The sequence below is a fragment of the Echinicola shivajiensis genome (genome assembly GCF_018642165.1).
Taxonomy (GTDB): Bacteria; Bacteroidota; Bacteroidia; order Cytophagales; family Cyclobacteriaceae; genus Echinicola; species Echinicola shivajiensis.
This window is the reverse complement of sequence record NZ_JAHHZM010000003.1, coordinates 299,822-315,129: the sequence shown is the minus strand read 5'-3', so window position 1 is coordinate 315,129 and position 15,308 is coordinate 299,822. Positions and strand designations below refer to the sequence as shown.

The 15,308-nt window shown below is 39.5% G+C and carries 12 protein-coding genes; 6 read left to right on the top strand and 6 right to left on the bottom strand.

The window, feature by feature from the left end:
- The first annotated feature begins 235 nt into the window (after positions 1-235).
- Both KMW37_RS07965 and KMW37_RS07960 read left to right on the top strand, forming a co-directional pair.
- On the top strand, positions 236-1,402 hold the full coding sequence (locus KMW37_RS07965; RefSeq protein WP_246581394.1) for a TIGR03364 family FAD-dependent oxidoreductase: 1,167 nt from the start codon (positions 236-238) through the stop codon (positions 1,400-1,402).
- A 2-nt stretch (positions 1,403-1,404) separates the two neighbouring features.
- The gene (locus KMW37_RS07960) at positions 1,405-2,091 is read left to right on the top strand and encodes a phosphonatase-like hydrolase (protein ID WP_215224086.1); all 687 of its coding nucleotides are present in this window, start codon (positions 1,405-1,407) and stop codon (positions 2,089-2,091) included.
- Between the two features lie 150 nt (positions 2,092-2,241).
- Here KMW37_RS07960 and KMW37_RS07955 read toward each other — a convergent pair whose 3' ends face one another.
- The 4 genes from KMW37_RS07955 to KMW37_RS07940 all read right to left on the bottom strand — a co-directional run bounded on the left by KMW37_RS07955 (position 2,242) and on the right by KMW37_RS07940 (position 7,271).
- Positions 2,242-3,291 carry an alpha-L-fucosidase gene (locus KMW37_RS07955; protein WP_215224085.1) on the bottom strand — a complete coding sequence of 350 codons (1,050 nt, stop codon included), beginning with the start codon at positions 3,289-3,291 and terminating at the stop codon, positions 2,242-2,244.
- A gap of 29 nt (positions 3,292-3,320) precedes the next feature.
- Positions 3,321-4,388, bottom strand: coding sequence for a glycoside hydrolase family protein (locus KMW37_RS07950; RefSeq protein WP_246581393.1), 1,068 nt, complete (start codon positions 4,386-4,388; stop codon positions 3,321-3,323).
- 62 nt (positions 4,389-4,450) lie between these two features.
- Entirely contained in the window at positions 4,451-5,857 is a 1,407-nt protein-coding gene (locus tag KMW37_RS07945; protein WP_215224084.1) for a sialate O-acetylesterase, read from the bottom strand.
- A 160-nt stretch (positions 5,858-6,017) separates the two neighbouring features.
- Positions 6,018-7,271 (bottom strand): DUF5690 family protein, encoded by a 1,254-nt coding sequence (locus KMW37_RS07940; RefSeq protein ID WP_215224083.1) that lies wholly within the window; start codon positions 7,269-7,271, stop codon positions 6,018-6,020.
- A gap of 505 nt (positions 7,272-7,776) precedes the next feature.
- On the opposite strand from KMW37_RS07940, the gene KMW37_RS07935 reads away from it, so the two are divergent.
- Positions 7,777-8,697 (top strand): alkaline phosphatase family protein, encoded by a 921-nt coding sequence (locus KMW37_RS07935; protein WP_215224082.1) that lies wholly within the window; start codon positions 7,777-7,779, stop codon positions 8,695-8,697.
- A gap of 13 nt (positions 8,698-8,710) precedes the next feature.
- On the top strand, positions 8,711-9,694 hold the full coding sequence (locus KMW37_RS07930; RefSeq protein WP_215224081.1) for a metallophosphoesterase family protein: 984 nt from the start codon (positions 8,711-8,713) through the stop codon (positions 9,692-9,694).
- A gap of 77 nt (positions 9,695-9,771) precedes the next feature.
- Here the strand turns inward: KMW37_RS07930 and KMW37_RS07925 are convergent, their stop codons facing one another.
- Positions 9,772-11,055, bottom strand: a complete 1,284-nt coding sequence (locus KMW37_RS07925; RefSeq protein WP_215224080.1) for a DUF5690 family protein — start codon at positions 11,053-11,055, stop codon at positions 9,772-9,774.
- A gap of 235 nt (positions 11,056-11,290) precedes the next feature.
- Between KMW37_RS07925 and KMW37_RS07920 the strand changes: the two genes are divergently transcribed.
- Together KMW37_RS07920 and KMW37_RS07915 are read left to right on the top strand one after the other, a co-directional pair.
- Positions 11,291-11,875 carry a helix-turn-helix domain-containing protein gene (locus tag KMW37_RS07920; RefSeq protein WP_215224079.1) on the top strand — a complete coding sequence of 195 codons (585 nt, stop codon included), beginning with the start codon at positions 11,291-11,293 and terminating at the stop codon, positions 11,873-11,875.
- A gap of 10 nt (positions 11,876-11,885) precedes the next feature.
- Positions 11,886-12,959, top strand: a complete 1,074-nt coding sequence (locus KMW37_RS07915; RefSeq protein ID WP_215224078.1) for a zinc-binding dehydrogenase — start codon at positions 11,886-11,888, stop codon at positions 12,957-12,959.
- A gap of 28 nt (positions 12,960-12,987) precedes the next feature.
- Here KMW37_RS07915 and KMW37_RS07910 read toward each other — a convergent pair whose 3' ends face one another.
- Entirely contained in the window at positions 12,988-14,964 is a 1,977-nt protein-coding gene (locus KMW37_RS07910; protein WP_215224077.1) for an SGNH/GDSL hydrolase family protein, read from the bottom strand.
- Positions 14,965-15,308: the final 344 nt, after the last annotated feature.

Below are 15,308 nucleotides of genomic sequence, written 5' to 3'. Positions count from 1 at the left end.
ATTTTTGACAGGATTCAAATAAGGAAAATTTAGGGATACACCCAATAATCAATTCATTAATTCAATGTTTCAGCTATATTAATTTTCATTAATATTGACCAAAACTTTTCCTTTGAGTAAACTTTTTGATAATATTATCGCCATATTTGTATTTAAAATTTCCTATCAAGAAAAAACATACTTAAACAAATAAGCAAGCTTTAAAAATTTCCAATCCAGAATTACAACATTAGCCATGAACAAAAGCCCAATTTTTGACATCATTATTATTGGAGGAGGCGTACTGGGAGCTTTTCACGCCTACCATGCCATTGAAAAGGGATATAAGGTAGCACTTTTAGAAAAGGACAAGGCCCCTCAAAGTGCCACTACTCAAAACTTTGGACAGGTGGTACCATCTGGAATGAACACCAAATGGCAACAATATGGGCGGGAAAGTTTGGCGATCTACAAAGATATCCAAGCCAAATTCGACATTTCCGTAAGAAATAACGGCACAGTCTACCTTGCTTCAAATGACGAAGAGACCCAGCTAATCGAAGAGCTGCACAGCATCAACCAAAGCAATGACTATTCATCTTCCCTCCTGACCAAAGAAGCATGTCTACAAAAATATCCTGGATTGAGAAGTGACTATGTAAAATCCGGCTTGTTTTTCCCGCAAGAAGTGACAGTGGAACCTACACAGATGATCCACCAATTATTGGAGTACCTTATTCAGGAAAAAGGACTTCAGGTCTTTACCAATGAAACAGTCATGGCCTGTGAAAATACGGGCGATAAGGTCAAGGTGGAAACAGCAAAAGGAATTTCCTTTGAGGCAAGCAAAGTGATAATCTGTAATGGCAAGGACTTCAAGGCTCTTTACCCTTCTTTATTTGCCAATAGTGACCTGGAAGTTTCAAAACTTCAGATGATGCGCACCAAGCCACAAGAAAAAGGATATATTTTGCCGGGTTCGATTTTAACAGGCCTTTCTATCCGTCGCTATGAAGCATTCTATGAATGTCCTTCATTTGCTGCGATCAAGGCCAAGGAATCCAGCGATTCTCTGGAGAAGAAATGGGGCGTGCATATCCTCTTCAAACAGGCAACGGATGGATCTGTTATTTTGGGAGACTCCCATCAATATGCAGACGCTAGGGACATTGATGACCTTGGATATGACTTGGACATGGAAATTGATGATTTTATGATCCAAGAGGCCAAGAAAATCATTGATTTACCTAATTATGATATTGCACAGCGCTGGTACGGCATGTATTCCCAATGTAAGACCAAAGACCTATTCCAAGAGACCATAGATGACCATATCCATATCATTACAGGAATCGGCGGCAAGGGAATGACAGGAAGCGCAGGCTTCTCCAAAGAAAATATTTCGAAAATTCTAAATCTTTAAAAATGAGCAAAATTGAATTGGCCGTATTTGATATGGCAGGAACCACCATAGATGAGGATAATGTAGTTTACAAAACCGTCCAAAAGGTCATCAATGATAAGGGCTTTGATGTTTCCTTGGAACAGGTATTGGAGTATGGGGCTGGTAAAGAAAAGCTGCAGGCCATTAAGGATGTCTTGACCGCTTGCACTGAAGCCAAAAACATTACTGAGATCGCAGAAAGCGCTTTTGCCAATTTCAAAACAGCACTTAAGCAAGCCTACGAAGAATTGGATGTCAAAACCTTTGCCGGAGTGAAGGAATTAATGGAAAGCCTAAGAGCTGAGAAAATCTTTGTGGTGCTCAACACGGGTTATGACAAAAAAACCGCCACTTCCCTATTAGCGAAATTGGACTGGAAAGTTGGTGAAGACATGGACGGGTTGGTTACTGCGGATGATGTAATCAACGGCAGACCTCATCCAGACATGATCCAAAAAGCCATGGATATCTGTGGGATTAAAGACAGCTCAAAAGTATTGAAAGCGGGCGATTCTACCATTGATATTGAAGAAGGAAAAAATGCTAACTGTGGGCTAACCATTGGTGTATTGAGTGGAGCACAGACAGAAGCACAATTGAAGGTCGCCCAACCTGATTATATACTGAATAGCCTGGCTGAACTCAAAGGAGTGTTATTGCCTGCTTAATTGGTCATCATTGAGCCAAGCAAAAAGAGCCAAAGCGGAAATTATCCACTTTGGCTCTTTTTGTTTTGTATCAACTGTTCTTATCCAAAACAGAAATGCTTGGCATTTATGAATTCTATTTAAGCAGTTCCATCCTTGAATAAAACTAATTTACAGTTTCAACCTTTCCTTGAGTTCGGTCAAAACCTGAACATCCTGCTCGCGGATTACTCCCTCCCTGTTTGGTGGACAGTTGAGGATAAGGATATTGTCATTGGCTGTAGCTCTATTGTAAAGCTTCTCTAAATCGTCAACCGATTTCCATACGGTATCCTGGGTATTATAAAACCACCTTTGGCTCATGCATACCGTAGATTCCCAAGGCATATAATATTCCTTTCCTTCATGGGTGAAGACCTTGGGATCATCTTCTGCAGGCAGAAATGGATCTCCTAGCCTAAAATCACTTGGGAAGTATCTTATAGGGTAGCCCTTTTCCTGCTCCTCAGGTTTTACGGGATGATGGTCTGGATTGTCCGGTAATCCTATAGACCAGTTCACGCCTACTTGGCAATTAGGTTCCCTTGCCTTAATAGTTTGGTACAAATCATTTATCGGCCAACGGTGATTTTCCTTTAACCAACCTCCATCAAACCAGAATTCTACCAACTCAGTATGTTTTTCGGTAATGTCTATCAGCTCATCCATCTGAGCAATCATATACTGATTATAGGCACTGTCCAAAGTTTCATCCTTCACGTCCCCATTCAGATTTCTATCCCATAATGAATAGTATAAGCCCAATCCAATATCATATTTCTTGCATGCTTTGGCCACTGCCTCCACCACATCGGTGGTATTGGGAGAAGCGGCCACATCATATTCCGTATACTTGCTATCCCAAAGACAAAAGCCGTCATGGTGTTTGGTAATGAGGATGACATATTTCATTCCAGCCTCCTTGGCGGTACGTACCCACTGTTCTGCATCAATGGCAGTAGGCTGATAGGACGCAACTGGTTTGGAACCATCTGTCCACTCCATATCATGGAAAGTGTTGATCCCAAAATGGATAAACATTCCATATTTCCTATTGATCTGTGCCAACTGTTCAGGGCTAGGTTCAGTTGAGGGGCTTGGTAAAGTTTCCTTCGTCTGTTTGGAGGGAGAACAAGCAGCCAGTAGAAGCAGCAATACGATTGAATAAATTCGATAAGGCATTATTTTCATTTCTCTTAATCAAGCTTCGACTATCGATTTACTGGAATGGTGACGATAAATGATTCATTTCCCTTTTTACAAGCCACCCCTATCATCACTACATCATCATCTTGAGTATAAACAAAAGGTCTTTCCATTCTATCTGGTTTGATCAAACTTCCATCCTTCATCTTGATCACCTTTGGCATCAACTCAAATTCTTCCGCTTTTTCCCAATGGATCCCATCTGATGAATTCACCAAGCCTATAAAGCCGTGGGCATGAAAGGTTCCAAAGTATTTGTCCCGCTTCTTATCATACCAAAGGGACATATCCTCTGTATCCAGATAATCTATAACCGGTTCAGATTGGATCTCAAAAGGCCCTATAGGGCTATCGCCAATGGCCATGGCCTGGTTTCGGATAAACCTGGTTTCATTGGGCTTGTCCCCTTTTATGATCAAATAATATTTACCATCCTTTCCCTTATCAATGGCGGGGTTGACAGTCAATGTACTAATAGGCCCTGAAGGCTCTATCAAGGGCTTATCGAAGCGCTTCCACTCTCCATTAAGCGATTCTGCTACCGCTACACCAGTCCTTTGGTTTGGTCGAAGAAGTTTCCAGTTAGGATGAGAATATCCCGTTTGACTGGTTTCCATCAATTCCTCCTCTGTATAGTCCTGTCTTTCTCCCAAATTGGTAGAAATATAGTAGAGGTAATATTTACCATCAAAATACTTGATCTTTGGATTGTGGGCAGTGATGGCATCCCAATGCCCCTTTCCCCTTCCTTCCAGCACAGTCTCTTTATAGGTCCAAGGGCCACTTGGATTGGGCGAAACAGCATGGGCAATTTCTGAATACAACAACCAACCTGTGAAATTGGTAGCCTTTGGCCATCTACTGTAAAATAGGTGGTAAAGGCCATCCTCACCTTTTAGGATGGAACCTCCCCAATTGAAATAATCTTCAGTAAGAAAGATATTGTCTTCGCTTACTGCCTGTAGGTGATCCTGAATATGTAGTTTTTCTTTAGAATCTTGGGCAGCCCCCTTTTGGAGCCCAATTAAGCCTATTAAAACTATAAGCAGGGCGGTTTTCTGAAAATGTGTCAAATCAATAATATTTACTAGAAGTTAAATGAAGGGATTCAGATCATTCCTGGTTTAATAAGAAATCACTCAACTTCCCATGCGTCTGTTCTAAATGCCGCAGCAGGCAAGCCATTTTTACCAAACAAATTAGGCAAGGCAATATCAGAGAAGGCAAACCGCACTGCTACCGGTTTTTTCACTTCTTTTGAGGAAAGCTCCACCATATCACCTTTGATCTTGGCTTTTGCAGGATAAAATTGACGGTCTTCACCAGCAATATAGAATTCCTTGAGCTCCTTTCCATCAGCCTGTAATTCACCCCCAGTATGCTCAAAAGTAACCAAGGCTTTGTTTTTCCTAATTTCCATGGATTTGAAAGTAGGTCCCGAAGGATCTATATCACTTACCCCATAGGTTTTGGCGAGGGCCCATAAGGCCAGCCTTCTGCCTACTTCCTGTTTGTTTCCTGGATGGATATTTTTTAGGTTACCAATATCATTGGTGACTACCATACCAGTATGATCAAGTACATCCATGGTCTTCAGCTGTGCATCCCTTACTATGGCAGCCTCTATATCCTCGCTATCGTTGTTCTCATAATCAAAAGGAGCAATCTGCACATAATAAAACGGCAGGTTAGGATTCCCCCATTCTCTTCTCCATGACTCAATCAGCATGGGGAATGTTTTATAATAATAATCTGCATTTTGACGATTGGACTCACCTTGATACCATAAATAACCTGCAAGGGTAAATGGAGCCAAAGGATGGATCATGGCATTATAAGCAAATCCAGGGCTCCTATCATACCAACTGTTTTCTGCTATTTTCAAAGATGCTTCCTTCAAGAATTTAGGATCCTTGACCGTTTCCCCTGGAGTCCATATCTCAACAGGAGTTCCTCCCCAACTACTGTTGATCAGTCCTATAGGTATTTCCATTTTTTGATTCAGTTCTCTCCCGAAAAAATAGCCCACTGCACTAAAATCCCTCATGGTTTCAGGTGTACAAACAGACCATTGCCCTGGGGTATTTTCCTGAAGGGTACTTGCTCCATGTCTTGGCACTGTAAAAAAGCGGATATTCGGATAATTGGCTGCTTTTACCTCCTCCTCTGCATTGTCAAATCCATTATTGGCACTCCATTGCATATTAGACTGTCCAGAACACAGCCAGACCTCCCCTATAAGAATATTTTCCAATATGATTTCCTGATGTCCCTTAATGCTAATGATATAAGGACCTCCATAAGATGGTGTGGGCAATTCCAAAGACCACTTTCCCTGATGAGCAACCGTTTCAACAGGCTTATTATCCCAAGAGCCGGTCACAACAATCTTTTCGGTAGTCTGGGTGCTCCAGCCCCAGATCATGGCCTTTGAGTTTTGCTGCAGGACCATATTGTCAGACAAAATGGAAGGAAGCCAGATTTCACATTTTGCGGAAAAGCCAACTAATAAGAATACTAATCCAAGTATATATTTTTTCATTTCATTTATGGTTATTGGGTATAAAAACAAATGGTATTATCCCACTAAAATATATCCTTAAATTTCAATTTCTATAAAATTCGCCATTAAATTATTAAAAAACTAGGCAAATGCCCTAAAAAGTCAAATAACACCACCTTAGCTTAATTCAGTCAAAATACTATACCTTAAGCTCCCTAAACTGGGTATCCATTTTAAAAAGCCTTGACACATTTTTGTCTTTACTCATCGCATTTTGCCTATTATAAATTCTCTTAAAATAAATCATGGCCAGTAACAATAGTATGCTCCCAATAATAGAGACTGCATAACTGAAATAAACCAACACCAAATGCCAGTCCATATTCCCCATAAAAAACTCTTTATACAACAACAGGGATACACTGCCCAAATAACCTATGGAATCACAGATATAGATAAAAAAACCAGCATTGGCGCGGAACCTAAATACAGCCAGCATTCTGTCAAAAAACACCGTCTGAATAGGCGTATAGGCCATAAATAAAAATATGCCCAAGAACACCATCCAATAAAAAGGAGACAAGAAATTCACTTGGTACAAATAAGTTGAGATCCCTCCCCCTATCAATCCACAGGCAACCAAACTGGCCGTGGCCCAGAAACCAAGCCTGTTATCTTTTATCAAAGAAAGCAGACCTATTAAGGCCAATACCGTCACTCCCGAAATCAATTCTGTGACCGACAATACGCTTTTCTCCCAATCTGGATCAATTTCATTCCATATTTCCACGGAAAAATTATCCCTAAAATCCCTCATGGTCAACAAAAGGGCATATATCAAAACCATCCCCACTAAGCCGATACTAAAAAAAGAAAATGTCTTTCTCTTTCTCTTCCGATTCATAGGAATCCTTTCTGTCCTTAAAGCCACATCCTCTGCAGTGGGCGCTGGAATAACAGAAAGCATCCAAACAAATACCAGAAAAAAGGGCAAGAACAAGCCCCCCATGGTAAATGGCATCCAAAATTCAGAAATGTATGGAAACCACTCTAGGACCTGCAAATAAATTGTTTTCAATAGCCCTGAGCCTATGATCACACTTATACTTAATCCGAAAATCAATACCTCTGTAAATTTCCTCCCCTCAAGAAAGCTAAAAACTATCCCCCAGACCATTCCCAGCGGGAGACCATTAAGGAACAAAAACACGAAATTGTAAGGGTGGGGAATGAGACCAAATCCAAGCAATGCAAATTCGGCAAACAACACCAATCCCATGATCAATTTTATTCGCTGGGAAGGTCTCATTTCGGATATTACTTTGATACCAGTAAACTTTGAAACCATGTATCCCAAAACCTGTACAATAATCAATACAGTTTTATAATCCAAGCCCCACAAATATAGATCATCATAAGTACCCGTGATAAATGGCTTTCTATAAGCGTACATGCTAAAATAGGCTCCAAAGGACGCCACCACACACCATACAATGAATATTAGCCTATGTTTTGTAAGTAAAATTTTCTGAATCCAGTTAAGCATTTATCAAGCTATTAATTTGGGGAATTATAAAGATTCTAATCCCGAAGAACAAGAATATCTCAAAGACTCAAGCCACCATTAATCAAATTAAATAGCTTTCAAAGACTTGATATTTCCGTAAATAAATGAAAATAAATCATTCTTAAAAAGAACTATCCTCAATTTTTCCTTAAAAGAAATTACTATCAATATTCACTTTCCTAAAAAACCATCATTAAAATACATTAACGGCTTATTACACATGTTTATTTTCAAACTAAACCAAACTAATATTCAACATATTAAAGATTAAATAATAATAGGCTAAACATAAAATATTTTTCTTATTCAGAAATTTTAATACCTTTAGATGTTATTTATTTTTCCTTTTAAGAAAATTTACAAACTATCTAAACCTCAAACATATATTCTTATGGCAAAAAACTCCTTACCTTTTCTTTTGTTATGTTTCATTTTGATTTCCAACATTGGCTGCTCCAGCGAAACACCTAGAGCCAAGCATGTCATTCTCATTGGGCTGGATGGTTTTAGCTTAGAAGGATATAAAACCGCAAAGCATCCGAATATAGATGCACTTTTCGAAGATGGGGTCATTTCAACCAATACCAGAACGGTAATGCCTTCTGTCACCATGCCCAATTGGACAAGTCACCTAACAGGAGCTGGACCGGAGCAACACGGTGTATTTGGCAATGGTTGGGAAAAAGAAAAACACCCTTTGGATCCACAGGAAATGGACACAGAAGGCTACTACCCTTCCATATTTAAAGTAGCCAAAGACAATGTCCCCAATATTAAAACAGCTTTCTATTTTAACTGGAAGAGTCTAATCAAGCCCTTCAATGCAAAATACCTGGACGAAGTTAAGTTTGAGGAAGATGACCGATATGACAAAAACTATCAAGCAGCACTTGATTTTCAGACCGCAAACAAAGACAATCCAACCTTGACTTTTTTGTACTCGGTTCATGTAGACCATGCTGGACACAACCATAAATGGATGTCCCCGGAGTACATCACGGCAATTGAAGAAGTTGATAAAAAAATCGGAGAATTTGTTGAAAAATTAAAAGCTGAAGGCCTTTATGATGACACCCATTTCTTGCTTTTCACAGACCATGGAGGCATAGGAAATGGACATGGCGGAACAACTATCCAAGAAATGGAAGTACCATGGATGATAAAAGGGCCCGGCATCCAAAAAGGAAAGACACTAACATCGCCAAACTCAAATGCCAACACAGCAGCTGTAGTGGCCAGATTATTTGGCATCAACCAAACTCCCGAGTCATGGATTGGAAAGGTTCCTTCAGGAATATTCATGGAGAAATAAGACTATAAAGAAGATGGATAGAAAAGAATTCATAAAAATTGGGGCCTTAGGAACACTGACAATGTCTTTCAGCCCTTTGGCTTTCTCTGCTGAGAGAAAAGACAAGAAGATTCGCTTTGGGATCATTACTGATCTTCACTTTGACATCATGCATGATGGACAAGAAAGAATCTCAGCCTTTATCAACAAAATGAATGAAGATCAACCTGATTTCATCATTCAATTGGGAGACTTTTGCGTTCCTAAACCAGAAAACAAGTCCCTAATGGACACTTGGAACAAGTTCAAAGGAGATAAGCACCATGTAATAGGAAATCATGATACCGATGGAGGTTTTAATAGGGACCAGGTAGTAGAATTTTGGGATGCAGAAGCAAAATACTATTCCTTTGACAAAAACGGATACCACTTTGTGGTTTTGGATGGCAATGAGCATAATGAAAGTCCAAACCGTCCAAAAGGATATGCTCGGTACATTTCACCCGAACAGCTAGATTGGCTTGAAAAAGACCTGAACCAATCCTCTTTACCCACCATTGTTTTTTGCCACCAAGGACTGGACAATGAAATGGCTGGGATAGAAAATGGAATGCCCGTAAGGTACACTTTGGAAAAAGCCAATAAAAAGGCCGGCTTCCAAAAGGTCATTCTAGTCCTTTCGGGTCACCACCATCAGGATTACTACAACCATATCAATGATATCCATTATGTACAAATCAATAGCGCAAGCTATTACTGGTTGGGCGACAAGTATAAGACAATAAGATATTCCAAAGAGGTAGATGAAACCAACCCTTGGATTAAATACACTGCTCCCTATAAAGACCCTCTTTGGGCCATGGTAGAAATTTCACAGAAAGGAAAAATTAGCGTGGAAGGAAGGAAAACCGACTGGGTAGGCCCAAGTCCCAAGGAAATGAAAATACCAGAAACTGAAGGCATCTATCCAGTTGTATCAAAAATTTCCAACAGGGATTTAAAAATTCAAAAAAAATAGCACTCATCAAAAACCAGATGATATTAAGTTAAGCTGCACTTATTTCCCTTGCCAAGCATTCCCCATTCTCCCCGAGATTACATCCGCATCAATCTCCTTATTCTTACTTTTGCTCTATCACTTTGGACCATCATCAGGGACATCAGCACCAAAAAAGCCATGAGCATTCCCCCTATTAAATTCAATTTTGTAAAAAAATGTACCCAGGAATAATTGAAGCCAAAAGTTTCCTTAAAAATCATAATCCCCACACTTGCCAAATACCCAAAAGCATCAGCTATATAAAACAAATAACCTACAGTACCTTTATACCTCAAGACCGCTATAAACCTTTCAAACACCAAGCAATGGAATAATATATATGGCAGATATACGCTAAAACCCGAACTGATCATCCAAAAAACAGGGCCTATCAAGTTTCCTTTAAAAAGCAAAGTAGACAGAATCATAAGGACAGCACTAATAAAGGTAGCCAGCATCCCCAACATAAAGGCCTTTTGGTTACTTAGCACAAGAATCCCCAATGCGGAAATAATCAGGACCACCACGGCAATAGGAATTTCCGTTAAAGTCATTAAAGACGGCTGTCCTGACATTCCCAGATCTCCCCAAAACTCAACGATAAAATTATCCCTAAAATCCCTCACCACCGTAAGTAAAACATATATCAGTACCAATCCTAGAAATGAAAACCCGTGTTTTTTAAGAAAGTCTTTCCTTTCCGCACTACCCATGGAAACTCGCTCTGTACGCAACAATTTGTCTGTATTATCCGGCCCTTTAGAAACACTCAAAAAATACACAGCCAAAACAAACAAAGGAAAAAACACCAATCCGGTTATAAAAGGCATCATTAGCTCACTTACCTTAAATTCCTGCATCAGCCAAATCCCAGTCGACTTCACAAAACCAGTGGAAAAAATAAAGGTAGCACTCAGCCCAGCGACCAACAATTCAGAATTTTTTCTTCCCTCCAAATAAACCAATACCAATCCAAATATCATCCCCAATGGCAAGCCATTAAAAAACAAGGCAATCGGTTTTATATTAGCAGGCAAATAAGCAAATGCCAATAACATGGCCAGCCCAAAGCCTACCAAACCCACCAAAACCTTAAATCGATCCTTTCCAGCAACCTCTGAAACCACCCTTATTCCTATGAACTTTGATAACATATAACCAATTACCTGGCTAATGATCAAAATGGTCTTATAATGAAAGCCTCCAATAATATCAAAATCTTCGAATTGTCCGGCCAAAAATGACTTCCTAACCGCATACATTCCCGTATAGGCCATAAAAGCGGTGCTAATAAGCAAAAAATCCGTTTTGGTAATTGATACTTTATTTAGATTGGTCATATATTTTTTTTCCTTTAATTAAAATCAAGCTAAATCTTTAGAGAAACTTGATTTATTCAAAGGTAAACCCATAACTAAATCCTATATCAATTAAATGTATTATCAATGAGTTAATATTTCATTAACGGAAATTAATTTTCATATAAAGAAAAATTTACCAACCTTGCAACCATTAATAATTTTCATATTAGGAAAAACAGCCGTACTTTCACATAGTTAAAACAATCATAACACTATGGATAATTCAGATTACTTAACCACTTGGATTGGCTCTAAAATCAAAGAAATAAGAAAATCCCAAAACCTTAAATTGGGAGAACTCGCAGATAAGACCGGAATTAGTATAGCAATGCTATCTAAAATAGAAAATGGCCGCGTCTTCCCTACACTGCCCTCACTTATTCAAGTGCTAAATACCTTGAACGTTGATTTAAATGAGTTTTTTGCCGACCTAAAAGGCGATAAGGAATTCCCAGGATACATTATCAAAAAAAGAACCGACTATCAATCCATTAAAAAGGAAGAAGAATCCATAGGATTTGATTACCAACTTATTCTAAACCACAAAATAGAACGGTCATCCATGGAAATATCACTCTTGACCATCAAGCCTGATGCCAAGAGAAGTCATGTTTCTACAGAAGGATTTGAATACCTATACGTCATCAAAGGAAATCTAATTTATGAATTGGGAGATAAGCACTTTAATTTAGAAGAAGGTGACTCCTTATTCTTTAATGGCAATATTCCTCATGTACCTGTAAACAAGACTAACACAGAGGCCATCATTTTGGTCATTTATTTTATTGAACTTAGATAAAAATCAAATAATGAAACAAGAAGCTGTAGCAAAAGTATTTATTAAAGCTGAATCGCCCTTTTCCAAATCTATTATCTCCCTACCTAAGTTATCTAAAGGGGAGGTATTGGTAAAAACAAGCTATGCTACCATTTGCGCTAGTGATTTACACACTTTTTATGGAAGGAGGCATTCTTGCAGTCACAGCATCTTGGGCCACGAAATTATTGGAGTAATAGAAAATATTGCCGACGAAGGTGTATTGGACTTTTACGGGAGTCCCTTAAAAATTGGGGATAAAATCACCTGGTCAGTTTATGCGCATGATCCTGAATCCCAAACATCCAAAAAGGGATATCCCCAAAAATCCGAGGGACTTTATAAGTACGGGCATGAACAGATCAGCGAAAAATACCAACTTAATGGAGGATTTTCCAGCCATTGCCACCTTCGTAAAGGAACCTCTATATTCAAACTGCCTGCAGAACTAACAGGCAGGGAAGCGGCTCCAATCAACTGTACCCATGCCACAATTGCAGGAGCTATGCGTCTAGCTGGAAAATTGGAGGGGAAAAATGTACTGATAAATGGGGTGGGCATGCTCGGCCTTTCTGCCTCCGCAATGGCCAAAGAATTGGGAGCGTCCAATGTTTGGGTCCAAGATATCAATAGTGATAAAACCAAACAAGCCAAATCATTTGGAGCGGATGAGGCATTTACCTTTGGAGCAAATGAATTGAAGGAGTTTGCCAAGGATCATGGAAATATCGATGTAGTCATTGAAACTTCCGGTGTACCAGAAGCCATTGAACATTGTATTAAACTATTGGGCATTGGTGGCACCATCGTTTTGGTGGGATCCGTATTTTCCCAAAGGGACCTAGCTATCAATGCAGAATATCTGGTCAGAAACTTATTGACCATTAGAGGGCTTCACAACTACATCCCTGAAGATCTAGCCAGTGCAATTACCTTTATGGAAAAAAACCATACCAAATACCCATTCAATGAATTAGTTGGTATAGAATATCCTCTCGATGAATTGGAAGAGGCCTTTGAAACAGGAAATAAAGGCAGCTATTACAGGGTAGGCGTCAAACCCTAATCCCCATAATAGCAGAAATACTTAAGCATTATTGATTGATAAAGAAATACCTGATCCGAACGGCATTACCAGTGCTGTTTGGATTTTTTTGATCCAATACCTTGAGCTCCAATCGATGACCACCGTCCTCAAGATCAGCCCCCAACACATAATACCATGGCAAATGTAATCCACTGCTCCAGCGGGTAAATAAGTCCTGAGACTTCCATTCTCCGCCATCGATCCGATAGCTTATCATTCCTGCATCAGGCCCTGCTGCCACAGCAATTCCCACTGCATTTCCTTCAAAATTGATTTTTAATTTACTGCCAGGCCCCTCGTTTAGCAACATCGGCGCTTTCACATAATTTGCTCTTGTCCCCTTCCCATCATTTGGCTCCCAAGAGGGACTGTATACCCATGTCTTAGTATTTTTAAAACTCTCAGCTTCCAATAATTTTCCATTATCAAACGCACCCTCATCCAGTTTTTCAGGCAGGGGATGTGCTTCAAATTTATCATCTGGATCCAAATGACCAGAATATGCAGCGTCCAACATATCGATCATTGACTGTGCGTATATTTGCTGACCAAATGGAGAAGGGTGTAGATTTTTAAAATCATCCTCCCAGGTGAATTCCTCATAGGCAATCCTCATCGTCACCTCCTTGGCTAAATTCAATGAAGGCAAATCATAATGTTCTGCCACACTTTCATGGTTTTTGATCACCTCAGGAACTCCACCATTATTATATGTTTCGATTTTATCTGGGTCTACAAAATGAAACAGCACTATATCTGCCGAAGGATTCGTTTTCCGAACATGCCTTACGATACCTTCCATGCCTCTGATTTGTTCTGAATTGCTTCTACCATTGGACTCATCGTTCACAGCAGCCTCTTCAAAAAGCAAATCCACTGGTCCTTTGGACAAAATATCCCTCTCCAATCTAAACGCCCCAGGAACCGTCCCCATGGAAGGGATTCCTGCAGCAATAAATTCAAAATCCGTTTCAGGGAATCTTTCCTGAATATAGTTCATGACACTATCCCTCCAACCATGATTATAGGTAATGGAGCCTCCAAGAAAAGCCACTCTGCCTTTCTTGGTCTTCTCGAATTTTATTTGGGAATTCTTCAGTCCCTTTCTTAAATCATAAAAATCGGAGGAAGAAAGCTTGAGTCCCTTCGCCGCATAATACTTGACAAAATCTGCCACCAAACGGGGAGACTCTATTGGGAAGTGATGGCCATAAAGATCTTGCTCACCTTCTGTACAGGGAACCAAGGTAGCCGGGCCACCCAGCTTAGTATACCGATCTACCAAAACAAAAGTGTTTTCTTCTGGAGGAACCACTTGGTCCTCTAGTCCAATCATATGGAGTATGGGTACTTTATTTTCTGCCAGCCCTTCCAAACCATCAATGGGATTGTCATTATAATCCTGCGCCGCCTTCTCATCAGTAAAACCATAAATAGACTTTAACCTTTCCCAATCTTCTTCACTCCCCTTTCCTTTACCTTGCCCACCTGGCCAACTTTTAAAATCACAAACAGGTGCTTCAGCATATATACAGGCAACCTTATCCGGATTTTTCTTTGCCCAATTATACACAAACAGGCCTCCCCTGCTCACTCCTGAAAGTGCTGGCTTAGGATTGAAGCCCTTTTTGTTTACCAACCATTGATAAAGCTGATCCCAAATCTCAACTGCATGAGGACTCCCATACAAAAAATCTGTATCTATATAAACCACATGAAATCCCTCTTCCAACAACAAAAGGTCCTGCTCAGTATGCCAATCTGGGAACCTAGCTCTCCATAACCAGGGCTTTCCTTCCAAACTTGACTTAGGTGAAATGATTCTTATACTTCGACCATCCAGTTCCAGGTTTACCCTTTCAAAGCCATTCCAATTTACGGTATCCTTAGGAACCACTTGTTGCGCAAATCCATTCGTTGGAACCAAGGCTTTCAATACCAACACCAAGAGGAAAAGCCCAACAAGACGTAATTTATTAATCATATTGCTCATTTAAGAATTAAGTGGATTTTGGTTGATCAATTAGATAAAATCAATTCTTTACCCCCCTACTAGAATAGCCCAATTGGATCTAAAGAAAATAAAATGACAAAAAAGGGGATTACTGACCTATAGCTCAGAAACATATTCAAATAACCCTTCTTAATCATGGTTTGTAGGGAGAAAGAAATGATTACGTATCATGGCAAAATAATGAATTGACCATGTTTTAATATCCAAATGCTGCTTTTTAACCTTACTCATTATGATGATAAAAATTAAAACCTGCTTTTTTCAACACATTTAAGAATTATTTCTTTCAAACATCTAAAATAGAAAAAAATCAA

What these genes read in the sequence shown, in the direction of transcription:
- KMW37_RS07955 (WP_215224085.1), bottom strand. Translation starts at nt 3,291, where the DNA reads ATGCCTTATCGAATTTATTCAATCGTATTGCTGCTTCTACTGGCTGCT.
- KMW37_RS07930 (WP_215224081.1), top strand. Translation starts at nt 8,711, where the DNA reads ATGGATAGAAAAGAATTCATAAAAATTGGGGCCTTAGGAACACTGACA.
- KMW37_RS07935 (WP_215224082.1), top strand. Translation starts at nt 7,777, where the DNA reads ATGGCAAAAAACTCCTTACCTTTTCTTTTGTTATGTTTCATTTTGATT.
- KMW37_RS07925 (WP_215224080.1), bottom strand. Translation starts at nt 11,055, where the DNA reads ATGACCAATCTAAATAAAGTATCAATTACCAAAACGGATTTTTTGCTT.
- KMW37_RS07960 (WP_215224086.1), top strand. Translation starts at nt 1,405, where the DNA reads ATGAGCAAAATTGAATTGGCCGTATTTGATATGGCAGGAACCACCATA.
- KMW37_RS07965 (WP_246581394.1), top strand. Translation starts at nt 236, where the DNA reads ATGAACAAAAGCCCAATTTTTGACATCATTATTATTGGAGGAGGCGTA.
- KMW37_RS07915 (WP_215224078.1), top strand. Translation starts at nt 11,886, where the DNA reads ATGAAACAAGAAGCTGTAGCAAAAGTATTTATTAAAGCTGAATCGCCC.
- KMW37_RS07945 (WP_215224084.1), bottom strand. Translation starts at nt 5,857, where the DNA reads ATGAAAAAATATATACTTGGATTAGTATTCTTATTAGTTGGCTTTTCC.
- KMW37_RS07920 (WP_215224079.1), top strand. Translation starts at nt 11,291, where the DNA reads ATGGATAATTCAGATTACTTAACCACTTGGATTGGCTCTAAAATCAAA.
- KMW37_RS07940 (WP_215224083.1), bottom strand. Translation starts at nt 7,271, where the DNA reads ATGTACGCTTATAGAAAGCCATTTATCACGGGTACTTATGATGATCTA.
- KMW37_RS07910 (WP_215224077.1), bottom strand. Translation starts at nt 14,964, where the DNA reads ATGATTAATAAATTACGTCTTGTTGGGCTTTTCCTCTTGGTGTTGGTA.